Source organism: Alicyclobacillus sp. SP_1, assembly GCF_024706985.1.
In the GTDB taxonomy this organism is placed as follows: domain Bacteria; phylum Bacillota; class Bacilli; order Alicyclobacillales; family Alicyclobacillaceae; genus Alicyclobacillus_I.
Window position 1 is genome coordinate 1 of the sequence record NZ_JAMCCX010000019.1, and the last position, 13,806, is coordinate 13,806.

Here is a 13,806-nt window from a genome sequence, read left to right on the forward strand (position 1 = left end):
TCCCTACCTCGACCGGACTCTCACCGGTTAGTTGTGCCTAGCTTGGCTAGGCGCGCTGTGCGGAGTTTGACGCTCACGCTGAAGTTTCACATGAGCCGTCACTTTTATTGACAATGACGATCATTTAATGTAAAATTCATACTAATTATATGAATAAACTGTCATTGCCATCCGCTAGATTTTGCGGTCGGAGGTGACCATACTGACACATCTGAAGTGGTCGGTCTTTTACGTCTCTACACTCATGGTCATCGTAACTATCCTTTATACGGAATGGAAAATTCCTGAAGGAAGTTCCCTTCTGTTAAGAATTTCTATTTATGTTACTGGATTTGTATATTGGGTTGCAGGGGCGTCAGTCTACTTGTATTCGTCCAACCATCAATCCTTTGGATGTTTGGCCCTCAACGTGGCTGGTCTTGTTCTTATCTTGTCTGCATTAGACTCGTCTTATGTAACCTTTTCGTGGTTGCGACTCATCGTACAATTGACGGCTATCTTACTTCCAAGTCTGTTAATTCGCTCTTATTTGGCGCTGAGTTCGCTTCAAAGCACAGTTATGCAACGCATCGTGTATCTGTTCGATATCACTGCCCTACTTTTATCCATCATTGCTGTCTTAGGAGTTTATTCGGGAATCACTGGTTTTTCAGTCATCATTCTCACGCTCATCAGCCTCGAATTGGCGGTTGCGCTTGTCGTGCTTGGTGGTCTGTGGATGAAGGAGGACTCAGTAGAACGACGAAACCAGATTCGGACGGTCATGTTCGGTAGCCTAATACAGTTCTTAGTCCTATTCACACTTTCTATAATCGGCTATTCTGAAGGTCTAGCTTGGCTTTGGCCGATTACCTCCGTCATTCTTCCGCTTTCTGTATCTCTATCGATTCTGCGCGGTCGTTTTATGGACATTGAGTTGAGTCGTCAATTCGTTTACATTTTGCTGACAGCTGCTATCTCCTCAACATACTTGATAATTTTTTATTTGATTTCCAGTGGCATACCTCGCAGTCATCATACAGTTCTCTCGATGTTGGTCATCGCACTTTTATCCATTTGTTTGATTCCGCTTGTCCGGACCACGCATCATTTAACAGACTTTGTCATCTATCGGGACCACTATGACTTTCGAGGACTGCTGCGCCAGATGATTGTTACCATTCCACTCATGGAAGACGCTAAAGAATTGGGAAAGTATGTTTGTATTCATTTGACACAGGCTCTCAATCTCGAGTGGTGTACCGTCGCGGTCCTTGTCTCCGGAGAGATGAAGCCGATTTACGCAACTGGATTTTCGGATACAGGCAAGATAATGGACTGCCTGAAAGTCTCTTCATCTTCTCGACGGATTTCACTTCAAGTTAATCAGCATCAGATTGGCGAAATTGTGTTTGCTAGCAAACGTTCGCACATGAGACTTCGTCCCATTGACGAAGACTTGCTGGATACCATCGCTCATCACACGGCGGTTGTACTGGACAACTATCAGTTGGTTAAAGACCTCAACGCCCGCGTCCAAAAACTCCAAGAGACCGAGGCGGAGCGCAGTATCCTGTATCGGCGCCTCTTAGAGAACGAAGAGGAGGCCCTTGCCAGATTCTCACGGGAGCTTCACGATGGAGCGCTGCAGTCCCTATTTCATCTCATTCGAATAAGCGAAATCGATTCAGAGACACCATCATCTCTCCTCAGCGAGATTTCTGAGCTAGGGCGGGATATTGTGTTAGAGCTTCGCGAAATTTGTGCCGACCTCAGGCCACACGTACTCGACCAATATCCGCTGCCGCTTGCCCTCGAGAGTTTGATTGAGCGCTACCAGAGTCATTCTAACCTCGAAATCGACTTCCAGACAATATCGGCTGGACCGAGCTTACCTCAACAAATCGATAAGAAAGTTGAGGTCATGCTGTACCGAGTCGTACAGAGCGCACTATCCAATGTGCTTCGGCATGCGCAAGCCACGAGCGCAGAAATCGCGCTCAAGTATGAAATCAACAGTATTCACCTGAATATATCCGATAATGGTGTCGGATTTGCCGTCCAAGAATCCGATCTCATTCGTCTGAGTGAAGGTGGTCACATGGGTATCGTCGGTATGTTCGAACGCATCCGAGGAATCAATGGAACCTTGAGGATATCGAAGGGAGAGCAGAGAGGGACGGTTGTCGCAGTGTCTGTCCCGCGCCCGGCAGACGGGATGACACATCAATCGCGAAGGAGTCTGGATCTATGGGAATACGTGTAATGCTCGTCGATGACCATTGCTTGTTTCGAGAAGGGACGGCGCAATTGCTCAGTGCTGAACCTGCGATGGAAGTGGTCGGATTAGCCGACACCGCAGCGCAGGCAATGGCACTCTTCAAAGAGATTCATCCAGATGTCATGATTGTAGACATCAACCTGCCCGATCAAAATGGATTCTACCTAGTTCGAGAACTCTCCACTCAAACTCCTGTTCCTAAGTTTTTGATACTAAGTGGATACGATGACGCAAAGTACGTTCGGACCGCCTTTCAAATCGGCGCCTCCGGTTTTCTGTGCAAGACATGTAGTCACCAAGAGCTCGTTCAGGCCATTGTCAATGTTTACGCAGGACAGATGGTCTTTTCAAACCACTTACTCAGTGGGAATAACCGTACAGCCTTCTTCTCGACTCCCGTTCAAGCAACAAAACGGGAACTGGAAGTGCTGGCGTTGGTGTCGCGGGGTCTGAGTAACAAACAAATTGCTGACCACATGTACGTCAGTGAACGAACGGTTCATTACCATGTGGGAAACATACTTTCTAAGCTGGATGCGGGGTCTCGGATGGAGGCCGTCATCAAAGCGAAAGAGGCTGGATGGCTGAGCGATTGACCATTATCCGGCCCAGCCAAAAATGCAATGCTTGCCGCGTGTCCGCCGAATGCGATCCATTCCGAGTCCAATCGCATTCGTTCCTGCTGGGCAAGCCGTGACAGTCGTGAGAATTGGGCCTGGAATCTTACATTTATTCGCCAAAGAGTGACCGCCGCACTCGCACATTGAACGCATGACGGCAGTCAAGTTGGGAGCCTCGCCGTGTTTCATCTATCACATGGCGTGGCTGACTCGACGGATCCCAACGTCGTCCCTAAGACCAGTGCTGTCCGCTGAAACAAGTCTTCAACGGGAATCCCACTGTTTTGTAGGGCTTTATTTGCGGCAGACTGCAGTCATCTTGAGGGACACGCCACCTCATGCGCGCGCATCACTTCTGTCTTTTCGATTTCTACAGCACTGTTAATCCCGCACCTTGCACCGTCAAATTTGCTTAATGATCCGAAGACATTTCTCCCTGCACGTATCCGTCCATGAGCCGATCCGTACCCGCTCCAATCTGTTAGTGGAACGTCCGGTCTGCGCCATGGCCTCCAGCAGTATGACACCAGGTAAAACAGGATGGTCGGGGAAATGTCCTGTAAACCATGGTTCTGTCCTAGTCACGGACTTAAGTGTGACTGCACGCCCGTCTTCGATGCACTCCACCTTGTCAATCAACAAAAATGGGTGACGATGTGGAAAGTATGTGGATATCAGGCTGTCTAACACCGGATTCATTGAAAGCACCTCCTCATGTATCAAAGCGAAACCGTGAGAGCCCTACGAGAAAGAACGCGATGGCAAATCCACAGAGGACGGCAATGTTCGGCAGAACTTGAACCACATTCGCTCCTTTGATGATGATGTCTTGGTAAGCGGACATTGCCCATCCCTGTGGAATTGCCATCGCAACGTTCTGCATAAATCCCGGCATTAGAAACAACGGCACGTAACAGCCGGCCAGTGTAGCCAAAGTGAAGACGAATAAGGTTGCGAGGCCAGTTGCCTGTGCTTGCGTCTTGCTTAGTGCCGTAATCATCAAACCGAATCCGTTTGCAGCAGCTACTGCTGCACAAGAGACCAAGAATAGAGCGGGCAAGTTGCCCAAGTGCATGTGGAACAACAACCGTCCAACAGCGAAGATAACCGCAACCTGCCCAAATCCAATAATAATATTGGGAAGAAGTTTGCCCAAGAGAATGGAATACCGCCTGACTGGACTCGTCAACAAGCGCCGTAACGTTCCCCTTTCGCGCTCCATGAACATATATTGTGCAATCGTGCTGGCAATGAAGAACAAAAACGCGACCGTGAATCCGGGAATGTACTGCTCGGACGCAGTCGGTTGAATCGACTTGTTGCTACGATCCGCTTGTCTTGGCACGACTTGTGTAGCGGGAGTCGCCATAATTGCGCTTAGATCTCTCTTGAACTGCACGGAGTCTGATGAAGCCGCAGCATGCACGAGCGCGCTTTGCCGGGTACCGAGTGTTTGAGCAGCCATATAGGAGTTGATTTCACCGAGTACTAATCTTGCGTCTGTGAGCTCATCTGGATCCTCATAGAATTGAATAGTCCGTCCATTATTCGATACCAGTACTGCCCCAACAACCTTTCCTGCCTGAACGAGAGACTTTGCTCTGGATTGAGTGTCCTTCTGCCATTTTACACCAGGTATCTTTTCCAATCCCGTAACTATACTTGTGGCACTTGACGACGATGCAACGACCGGTATTTTTACGGGTGATTTGTTTGCTCCACCGCCAAATACGCCGCCAAGCGCAAAGGTCAGTACGACGCTAAACATGATAGGTAGTACAAACAAGTTGATGTAGGTACCACGGTCTTTCATCAAAATAAGAAAGTCTTTCCAAAATACACGTATCGTCTTCAAGTTCATTTCTCCTCCATTTCAATGATTAGGATCTTTTCAGATGTTTACTCGTCTCGCAGTCCGTTTCCTGTAAGTTGAATAAAAACGGTTTCTAGAGATGGGGGTAGAATTTGACAGGATTCCGGATTCGGCGCTATATCACTCAGAATCGTCGTCAAAATGTTCACCGCATTTTGCAGATGTCTGGCTGAAATCGTCAAATACGCTTCGTGCTGTTGCCAGCTGACTTCCGACTTGTCTTGCAGCAGATGCACTGCGCGCGCCAACTCTGCTTCGGTCAGTTTTAAACGAACAACCGATGAACCGTAGCGTTCTAGAATGTCGCGGAGTTTGCCTTGTTCAATAATTTTCCCATGATCGATAATCGCTACCTCATTACAGAGCGTCTCTACCTCTTCCATGTAGTGCGTCGTATAGAGGATCGTCATGCCCTCCTCATTAAGCTCCCGTAAGGTTTCAAAGATATGATTCCGCGACTGCGGGTCTACACCTACGGTCGGTTCATCCAAAATCAGCACTTGTGGTCTATGCAACAATGCAGCCGCAATATTCAAACGGCGTTTCTGTCCTCCACTGTACTTGCCTACAGCAAGTTTCCTCGCGCGTTCGTGCAGGCTAACCCGCACCAAAGCATCCTGTACTCGCTGCTTCAACACTCTTCCACGTAATCCATACATGGATCCAAAGAACATTAAATTATCCCAACCATTGAGTTCTGGATATAAGGCGAGGTCCTGTGGAACCACGCCAAGCATCTGCTTGACGCGTGCAGCATTGCGGCGTGTATCATAGCCGACCACTTGGCAATCCCCGCTATCGCTCTTGATAAGCCCAGAGATAAGTGAAATGAGCGTGGTTTTTCCAGCACCATTTGGGCCCAGCAGCCCCATAAACGTTCCTCGCTCCACCATTAGATTTACGCCGTCTATCGCGACAGACTGTCCGTATTTCTTGGTTACACCATTGAGCACCAATGCTCTTCCGACCGTGCTAAGACTCGCCTCCGACGACACTTCTGACGCTACTGTCACTTTCATCTCCTACCCTCCATGAATGTATACATTGCCTATGATATTGACATTAAGATGAGCCCGACACGTCAGAATTACCGGGAAAAAACCTGTTATTTTTACTAGGTTCATTTTGAAAGTGACCATGTACATTTGATTTGTAATTTTCGTTCTACTCGGCATTTGGGGAAGATGACAGATATGACTGCTCGGCAAGAATGCGCCATGAACGGTATACGGAACGTCATGACCACTCGTTTGAACCTAAATCTGGACGCTGGAACCAGCTGTTGATACCGCCTCCAAACAAGTCAAAATGTCTTTTACAGTGACGACGAAGCCGCGCTACCAGCGCTATGGCAGACCATATCGCTTGTAAGCAAAGAGCGCAGCGCGTATGCCGTTCTTTAACGCGGAAGAACCTGTGGGAAACTGGCAAAGCCTTATAGGAACCCCTTCGCGAAGATTTTATATGCTATGAATAATCGGCGCGCGCTTTGGAAGTCCGTGCGGGAAATCCCCCCTGAGCCGCTGGCGTGGTATGCGTGGGCGACATTGATGGAACAGCTACTCAAGTGGCTTTGTGGAGTAACCTCTGCAAACACCGGGCATCGAGTCGCGGCATTCATTCATCTACAGGGGCCCCGCTGTGTAATACACCTCGCCCTTCTGCAGCACCGGCTTGGCCATTCAGCAGAGGCGAATCGCTGGTTCACATACTTGTTTCAGATGCCGTCACTTCTTCAAGACAAGACTAGCTATGCAAGAGCGGCGCAGATATAAACTGAATAGCATGCAGAGAATCAAGAGAAATCTGCAAGTAACAGAACTGAGGATTCCATATGAACCAAGTTGTACTCATTACAGGTGGTATAGGGGGTGTCGGTCGTGTCATCTCGAGTCGCTTCGCTCTGATTCAAACAATACTCATCCTTACTTACTTGTAAAACACAGAAGCAGCAGAAGCGGCACAGTATGAACTGATAGCCTCTGGCGCGAGATGTCGAAGTGCACAGCACACATATGCGAAACCCTGAAGAATGCGAACATGGAAAATATTCGTGGCCAAGTACTTGTGGTAGACGGTGGAGTTATTCACTTCGATAGCAGAAGGGGGACGTTCATGAACACCTTAAGCAGCAACCAGCAATCCATTACCGTACACTTTCGAAATCTGTTGGTGGGGACCATCGGTTCTGCGGTTGTAGTTACCGTTCAAAAAGGTGGTGTGGATCTGTTTTTGCCGATTCTTTTAGGCTGGTTTGTGCTGTCCATATTTTCTATACAAAATACACATAATGCTAAAAACTTTGTAATGTGGAATATAATTCTCATTATAGCAGACAGCATCCTGGATGTATTCGCAATGGGCCTGCATTTTCCGCACTGGATTCATGCTCCATGGGTTCTGCCTTGGAGATCTGCCAGTCCAGGACAGTCTTGGACAATCATTTACTGGATTTTTTTGTGGGGCATTGCGGTGCCCAATCGCACATTAGCTCTGTTGGATAGGGTCAAACTCGGTCATAGTAAAATAGTGCTTTTTGTAGCCGTCATAGGTCTCCATGTGACCTTCGTCGAGGATGTCATTTACTTTGCTTTGCTTGGTTACCTGCCATTTGTCAGCACGCCTCCGCTCAACTATGACTATCTCCCGCATCTCTTCGGGATTCACTGGACGGCACAGTACGTCTGGCTTATGAGTGAAATCGGCTGCGCCTTCTATGTCTTAGCCGCCATAGTGGCACTCGTTGACGAAAAGTTAATGTTGCGGAATAAACAAGAGACGATCTTGGAGCGAACTGTATGAAAGGCGAGGAGAACGTCGAATCGATTTTGGATTTCGCACCATACACAGGTCCTTGGCTGTCGTGGTCAGAATTTGCAGATGACGAAGAGCCACAAAAGTTACAGCGCAAACGACAATTGGAGCGTAGCCTTGGCCGTCATGCGGCGTTCTTGGCGCTACGTGCATGATGCGGCGACAGTATGACACAGGTACATATCGGACAGGATGCAGACGGTTGCCCTATCTGGCCGCAGGGTATCGTTGGAAGCATCTCGCATTCTCAGTTGCGAGCGTCCGCTGGTTGATTGACAGCAGATACGATACGTGAACTGATAACCCGCCTTTCGTATCCCCGATGGGCACGTGGAGTACCTTGTGCTGACTGGACGCTTCATCCTGTAGCCGCCCAGGATCCTCTGCAAAATCGCACCCTCGTACGTGACTCGTTCGAAGATATCCCCCAGCACACGCTTGTCCGCTCGGGTCGGCGTCGCCGTCACACCCAGCAGCGTTGGACCACCTTCGGCCAACACTCCAAGCCGTTCCAGGACTCCCACAGCGCCTTCTGTACCTCGTGAAGCAGCAAGGAGACGCCACCCGTGAACGACGGCGACCTCACGGCCCAAACGGCTGTCTCCGTGCCGCGATGTCACATTTCCCGAAGCTACTCCGTCTAAGGAGACGGAAGGATGATGGGCGGTAGTCTACAATAAGTCATGAGGAGTGGTGACGATGCAAAAACGACTGCGGGGAGTTAGCGCAGCTGCGCTGGCGTTGACGTGCTTGACCGTGACGGGGTGTGGGACGTCTGAGACTTCCTCACCACTTACAACCGCTACCGGAACTTCGCGAATGGTTACGTCAAACTCTTCACCTACCATAACCACTTATCCGCCTTCAAACGTTAACAGCGACCAATCCGACAGCAAGAACCCCCCCTCCGCTCCAGCTATGCACAAATCTATTTTGCAACGAAGCCTGCATCTCTATCCAACGCCGCTTCGCGGTGTCATCGAATGAGTAGGCAGGCATACGCAGGACATACCAGGCGCCCCAACGATGCTGCCACACACAGAATTAAAAGGATTTCCCTCTGCAATAGTACGAACCATTTCAGACGGATGGTTGGCAAAGGTGTACCTGACTACGCATCCGTTCAAGACAAATAGCCCACAAATTCTCAAAAAGTCAACAAATGGGGTGTTGCAAAATTTGACTGATTGGGAACTAGGTCCTTCATGGTCGTTCAGTGTAAGTAAAATCACTGACACGAGACGAGAATTCCTGCGATGCATTCGAAAAGAATGAACAATTTACTGAGCGGTGTGTCTTTAAACACTGACACGGAACCCTGGAAGTCGTGGCCGCACCACAATGTTAGTTTGGGCCACGGCATTGTTGGAACAATGTATCAATTGGAGAACTACAGTCCAACCCTTGTTTGGGACGAGGGAGACTGGACTTTTATTTTGCCAAATAGTTTATCAAGTACGGAACTTCAAGCTGCCCGTGCTATGGTGAGTTACATGAATGTACGGTTACTCCCCCCAAGCCCGGGTGTTGCATCGGTACAAAACGGCGTCCACGGGAGCTATTCAAGTGCCTCTTTTATGCAGGGAAAATATATAATCCGCGTATCCATGGCCGGGGCTAACGAGACTAATGAGGCAGTTGGAGTTCTACGTATGGCAGTTGACTGGAAATCAGATAGAGCATGAAATGTTGTTCGTTTTTGATCATTCCATGGAGAAAGCATTCCTACGCTTACCGTGAATGAGTATAGGTCGGACGGGATACCGACATCTGCGTTATCTTGGCTTCCCGTCGGGACAAAGCGCTGTCGTGCCTGTCTGCAGAATGGCCGACGTGGGATACTTGGTTCCGGATTGACGTATATTCCCGTTATGCTACACTAAGAATGAAAAGAGAGCTAGAGGCGGCCACCTCTAACTCTCGGGCACCTAAGCCTTGGGCACGAACCTGCCCGCCAAAATTTCAGTAGCAGACAGTAGCCACCCGACAGGCGTGAACCTATGAGGGGTGGCTACTTGTCGCTTTTCCGAGCAAGTGCGACCACGGCGACGATGACCGCCAAAAGCGACACAATCAAGAGTCCAAATTGGACCATGAGGGTCAGCGTACGGGCGATACTCATCGGCCCCACCTCCTTCCCGCAACACGTGCGGGCAGGAGATGTCCCAAGTTCTTCGGTGCTTATCCCCAGTCTAGCACAACTACGTCGTCCTCCAAGAGAGAGCTTGGCGGTTCCCACGAAACCAACACGATGGATATTCGCTACCGTCCTAGAACGCCTTTTCTATAAAATACCCCTCCCGCTTGACCAACGAGGACGGATGTTCCCCCGAAGCGATGCCGAAGTCCTGTACCCGTTTCTTTTTGCAGAACTGGAGAAGTGAGGCATCCCGGTGAAGGTCTACGTCTAAGTGCCGTGTGGTATGGTGACCATCCAAAATAATTCGTTTTAAGTCGGGCTTGTGGTCTTGTGAATATTCCCTCGTCCTAGGAGGATGAACGCCTTCCTCGTCGTCCCGTCCGCCTAGAGCATTCGAGTAACGGTCGTAGAACGACATGCGTGCGCTGTGTATTCGAAGCGACTGAAGGCCACAGACGCAAAATCCAACGCAGAGAGCGCAAGGCGGTGCTTAATCGACCGTCAGGTGCTTAATCGACCGTCAACGCCAAGCTCGTAAATCACATCCACGGCGGGAGCAAGCGCGGCATCGACGAGTTCATCGACTTTATCCACCCAACCAAGTTCAATAATCATCCAAGACCAGATGGGACCAAAGCCGAGTTTCTGAGTGCTAAGTTTAGAGAGCTTGGAGCAATCCGGAGTAAAGAATGTTGGTCTGAACCTTTCGACACGAGACCCTCAATCCTGCGCCACAAACCACGCTACAGCGTCATTTGTACCCATATATCACCATTCAACCCTCATTTTCGTCCATTCGCTGCTTTAATTCTTCAATTTGATGAATATGTCTCAGCTCATGAAGAGGAATGGATTCCATCCACTGCCCTGTACTCAACGGACCAAAAACCGGGTGAGGATATGGTGGAGAAGTTACCGACAACAGAGAGGTATCCGTAATCCCTGTAAGAACGGTAACCGTTCGATGACGCCTTTCATTGAGTAAAGAAATGAGGCTGTCGTAGGTCCACATCCGGTTAGCAGGCTCGAGACCACTAGGAGCCTGTACTTTTGTAGAACGGTCAGGAATTAATTGCTGTAGGGGAAGATCCCGCTGTTTAAATTCGGGAGACTGAGCCAAGCTCAAAGACAATAGTGGCAGAACCGAATCCTCCACTTTACAGATGTGTTCCACAACCTGTGCGATACTCCAAGATGAATCATCTGCTTTCCAATTCAACTGTTGTTCACTTAATCCTTGAATCTCGCGCAGTAGCTTTTCTCTAATACTTTCATATTGGCTCAATGTCTGTAGCACATGACATCCACCTTCCATTGCGCTCGTCAGACCCGCACTCGCACAAACATACGTACTGCAATCCATCATATCACATTCATGACATGACGTTTTTATTTTCCACCGAGTCCTGACATCTCCCCGTTGCACCGCACCGGCGTACGCATGGAACTCGCAAAAGTGGAGATGATGACCTACAGGGAACACACCGTGAGTTCTAGTCGCCAAAATAATACACATTTCCGGCGAAGACCACAAAGATGGAGGTCATTGCTTTGGCATTGCCACGCTTCATCCGCTCAACACTGACAGCCATGTTCATTGCGTTCAGCACATCTTGTACAACGGCTTACGCCGAATCCGATCCCCAGGCGAGTTCTCAACAGACAGTTCCAACAGCGTTCTATCCAAACGTCCACGCACAACCCGTGCAAACAATCTACAATACAGCCCTTCCGTCCGTCATTCGAGTAGCCATTCGAGCCTACAACAACCCATTTGGCCCTATTCTTTACGTGCAAACCGTAGGGTTCGAAGAGTACTGTGAAGACGTCTTGCCAAATGAGTGGATACCTTCATGGAACCAACAGTCGCTCGAAGCTGGCGCTGTTGCCATCAAAATGTTTGCCTGGTATTGGTCGCTGCATCCAACGACTGAAGGCGGTTGGACATATGACGTAGACAACACAACAAATTTCCAAAAATTCGTTTATCTTAGCGGCACTCCGGAGACGGACTCCGCGGTCCAATCTACATGGAATGTCACGTTTGTGCCATCTAACGGAGAAATCACGCCATTAGACTACCGGTCAGGTTATCCCGGTGGACCAAATTGGGGCTTTGTGGGTTCTGGTATCATGTCACAATGGGGCACGCAATATTGGGCAAGTGTTGCTCAAGAGCCATTTACCAGTATTTTAAGTCTTTATTATCCAGGCTTCTCACTACAATTCATCTGATCCGTCGCTCGACAAACATAGGCACTGCGGCTGAGGGAACCCCATATCGACGTGAGCGTCAAATCATGTGCAGTTCGCAAAGAGGCGGTTGACCACACCGACCGCATGTTCTAAGACACACAGCGGCCCCTGTCACCTACAGGACTCCGAAAGTCTCTGCATGTCTTCTTCCAATTGGTCTACTAACACCTCTAAAGACTTACACAGTGCGTTTCTTTGCCGAATCCTACGAACTTGCTTTATCTCTTCAATTTGGTTGAGAAGATGTGAAATTTCCCGCAATTTTTCGGCCATTACCGATGATTGCGGGAAATTCATGCATTGGTCTCTTAAAACTTTGACGCGAATTGTGAGCTTGTCGACATTTCGAGACGACTCAACAACCAATGAAAAATAGGTGTGAATTGTCCAAAACGCGAAAAACGCAGGAACCACAACAACAGCCGTCCAGAAAATATCCTTCTGCATCTTGGTTATGTAGACTCATGCCAACGAGGCAATCATGAGGTAGTGACTTGAGGTAGGAAACTCTGTTTGAAGCACCTGAAATCCATTCGATTCTAATTGTTCTTTCATGACCTTCGAGGCAATTCTGTGATGCAATGGTGGTCCAAATTCAGAAGGCGTTTTTTCCCACTCTAACAAAAAGAGTTTTCCATCTGCGGTCAAGACTCTACGTATTTCTTCTATTCCCTTCTCCAGTGGCTCAACCTCATGCAGTACAAGTGACGCGATGACTTTTTTCATCGACTGACCCTCAAGTGGAATATTTTCAATTTGCCCCGTTTCGTAACGAACATTGGTTAACAAATTTTCCTCAACGTTGGACTTTAGAACTTCCAACATGCGTGGTTCTACATCAAGTGCTACTACCTGTCCCTCGGTCCGTTTTGCGGCCGGAATAGTAAAATATCCTGTTCCCGCTCCCAAATCTAATACAGTATCCTCTGGTCCTATACATAAATACTCGAGCAATTTTTCGGGTGGCAACATTTTGCGCCTTTCAGGACTGTCAAGATGGCTCAAATGTTCTGGATTGAATCTGCGCTCATGCACTCGTCATCCCCCCTACAGTCTTATAATCATGACATTGAGCAAACAGTCAAATCTGCCAATTCTCATTTCGTCAAGCGCTCGTGTTGACACCAAAAGGAGCCCTTTGCTACTTTCACGCGACCACCGCTTACGCAACATGTTTATTCACTTCATACAACAAGCCCAGACATAGGCTACCGCATATAGGGAGCCTATGTCCAGTTTACCCTCTGCACAGCTTCAAAAAATTTGCTTTCCGACCATCACTAACACAACGACTGCTCCCACCAAGAGCATCAATTTTTGCGATGGTCACAGACGTTTCCAAAATCGCATGATACCGCCCCCATATCTGTAAGCTTGAAATTCCGATGCGAGGTCATTGTTGCCATCCGGCGCTCTTCAAGCGAATGTATGAGGGTGCTACCTTCTGAGCGCAAAGCAGTCAGTAAGGGTCAGCTATTCGACATCTCCATCCCAGGCCAGCATTCCCCCTGAGAGATTGTGAATTTTTTGGTATCCTGCACTGGCCAAAAATTCACACGCTTTCATACTGCGACCGCCGCTCCGACACACGATGGCAGTTTCCACATCTGGCTTGATTTCTTGGAAACGTGCGGCGAGCTCTCCCAGAGGAATCAATTTGGCACCAGGGATGTGACCTGATGAAAATTCTTCAGGTTGACGAACATCAATAATTTGAATGTTGTGTCCCTGCTTCATTTGCACCTGCAAATCTGTCGAAACCCACTGTGGAATCTCCATATCAAGTTGCCCCTTTCATTCATGTGTTTCGTTATTAACCTCATTAACCGCATCGCGAGCGGTA

General features: G+C 48.7%; 14 protein-coding genes. 5 read left to right on the forward strand and 9 right to left on the reverse strand.

What is annotated here, in order from left to right:
- Positions 1-193: 193 nt before the first annotated feature.
- Positions 194-2,245, forward strand: a complete 2,052-nt coding sequence (locus tag M4I36_RS06325; protein ID WP_258110888.1) for a sensor histidine kinase — start codon at positions 194-196, stop codon at positions 2,243-2,245.
- Positions 2,230-2,856, forward strand: coding sequence for a response regulator (locus M4I36_RS06330; RefSeq protein ID WP_258110889.1), 627 nt, complete (start codon positions 2,230-2,232; stop codon positions 2,854-2,856). The genes M4I36_RS06325 and M4I36_RS06330 overlap by 16 nt, the downstream gene beginning before the upstream one ends.
- Before the next feature lie 426 nt (positions 2,857-3,282).
- Here M4I36_RS06330 and M4I36_RS06335 read toward each other — a convergent pair whose 3' ends face one another.
- Genes M4I36_RS06335 through M4I36_RS06345 form a run of 3 tightly spaced genes read right to left on the reverse strand, consistent with a single transcriptional unit; the run spans position 3,283 to position 5,772 of the window.
- Positions 3,283-3,579 (reverse strand): ApeP family dehydratase, encoded by a 297-nt coding sequence (locus M4I36_RS06335; RefSeq protein ID WP_374985620.1) that lies wholly within the window; start codon positions 3,577-3,579, stop codon positions 3,283-3,285.
- Between the two features lie 13 nt (positions 3,580-3,592).
- Complete coding sequence (locus M4I36_RS06340) at positions 3,593-4,735, reverse strand: ABC transporter permease (RefSeq protein ID WP_258110890.1); 1,143 nt, start codon at positions 4,733-4,735, stop codon at positions 3,593-3,595.
- Between the two features lie 44 nt (positions 4,736-4,779).
- The gene (locus M4I36_RS06345) at positions 4,780-5,772 is read right to left on the reverse strand and encodes an ABC transporter ATP-binding protein (protein ID WP_258110891.1); all 993 of its coding nucleotides are present in this window, start codon (positions 5,770-5,772) and stop codon (positions 4,780-4,782) included.
- A 1,021-nt stretch (positions 5,773-6,793) separates the two neighbouring features.
- On the opposite strand from M4I36_RS06345, the gene M4I36_RS06350 reads away from it, so the two are divergent.
- The gene (locus M4I36_RS06350; protein WP_258110892.1) at positions 6,794-7,555 is read left to right on the forward strand and encodes a hypothetical protein; all 762 of its coding nucleotides are present in this window, start codon (positions 6,794-6,796) and stop codon (positions 7,553-7,555) included.
- Positions 7,552-7,722 (forward strand): hypothetical protein, encoded by a 171-nt coding sequence (locus tag M4I36_RS06355; protein WP_258110893.1) that lies wholly within the window; start codon positions 7,552-7,554, stop codon positions 7,720-7,722. Before M4I36_RS06350 ends, M4I36_RS06355 begins: the two co-directional genes overlap by 4 nt.
- Here M4I36_RS06355 and M4I36_RS16990 read toward each other — a convergent pair.
- The 4 genes from M4I36_RS16990 to M4I36_RS06375 form a co-directional block, all read right to left on the reverse strand.
- Positions 7,711-8,160 carry a hypothetical protein gene (locus tag M4I36_RS16990; protein ID WP_258110894.1) on the reverse strand — a complete coding sequence of 150 codons (450 nt, stop codon included), beginning with the start codon at positions 8,158-8,160 and terminating at the stop codon, positions 7,711-7,713. The two genes, M4I36_RS06355 and M4I36_RS16990, sit on opposite strands and share 12 nt — an antisense overlap.
- Before the next feature lie 78 nt (positions 8,161-8,238).
- On the reverse strand, positions 8,239-8,421 hold the full coding sequence (locus M4I36_RS06365) for a hypothetical protein (RefSeq protein WP_258110895.1): 183 nt from the start codon (positions 8,419-8,421) through the stop codon (positions 8,239-8,241).
- Between the two features lie 1,157 nt (positions 8,422-9,578).
- The gene (locus M4I36_RS06370; RefSeq protein WP_258110896.1) at positions 9,579-9,689 is read right to left on the reverse strand and encodes a putative holin-like toxin; all 111 of its coding nucleotides are present in this window, start codon (positions 9,687-9,689) and stop codon (positions 9,579-9,581) included.
- A 793-nt stretch (positions 9,690-10,482) separates the two neighbouring features.
- On the reverse strand, positions 10,483-11,004 hold the full coding sequence (locus M4I36_RS06375) for a DinB family protein (RefSeq protein WP_258110897.1): 522 nt from the start codon (positions 11,002-11,004) through the stop codon (positions 10,483-10,485).
- Between the two features lie 254 nt (positions 11,005-11,258).
- Between M4I36_RS06375 and M4I36_RS06380 the strand changes: the two genes are divergently transcribed.
- Complete coding sequence (locus M4I36_RS06380; protein ID WP_258110898.1) at positions 11,259-11,942, forward strand: SpoIID/LytB domain-containing protein; 684 nt, start codon at positions 11,259-11,261, stop codon at positions 11,940-11,942.
- 483 nt (positions 11,943-12,425) lie between these two features.
- Here the strand turns inward: M4I36_RS06380 and M4I36_RS06385 are convergent, their stop codons facing one another.
- Positions 12,426-12,998: a class I SAM-dependent methyltransferase gene (locus M4I36_RS06385; RefSeq protein ID WP_258110899.1), complete on the reverse strand. Its 573-nt coding sequence runs from the start codon at positions 12,996-12,998 to the stop codon at positions 12,426-12,428.
- Between the two features lie 438 nt (positions 12,999-13,436).
- The gene (locus M4I36_RS06390) at positions 13,437-13,742 is read right to left on the reverse strand and encodes a rhodanese-like domain-containing protein (RefSeq protein ID WP_258110900.1); all 306 of its coding nucleotides are present in this window, start codon (positions 13,740-13,742) and stop codon (positions 13,437-13,439) included.
- Positions 13,743-13,806: the final 64 nt, after the last annotated feature.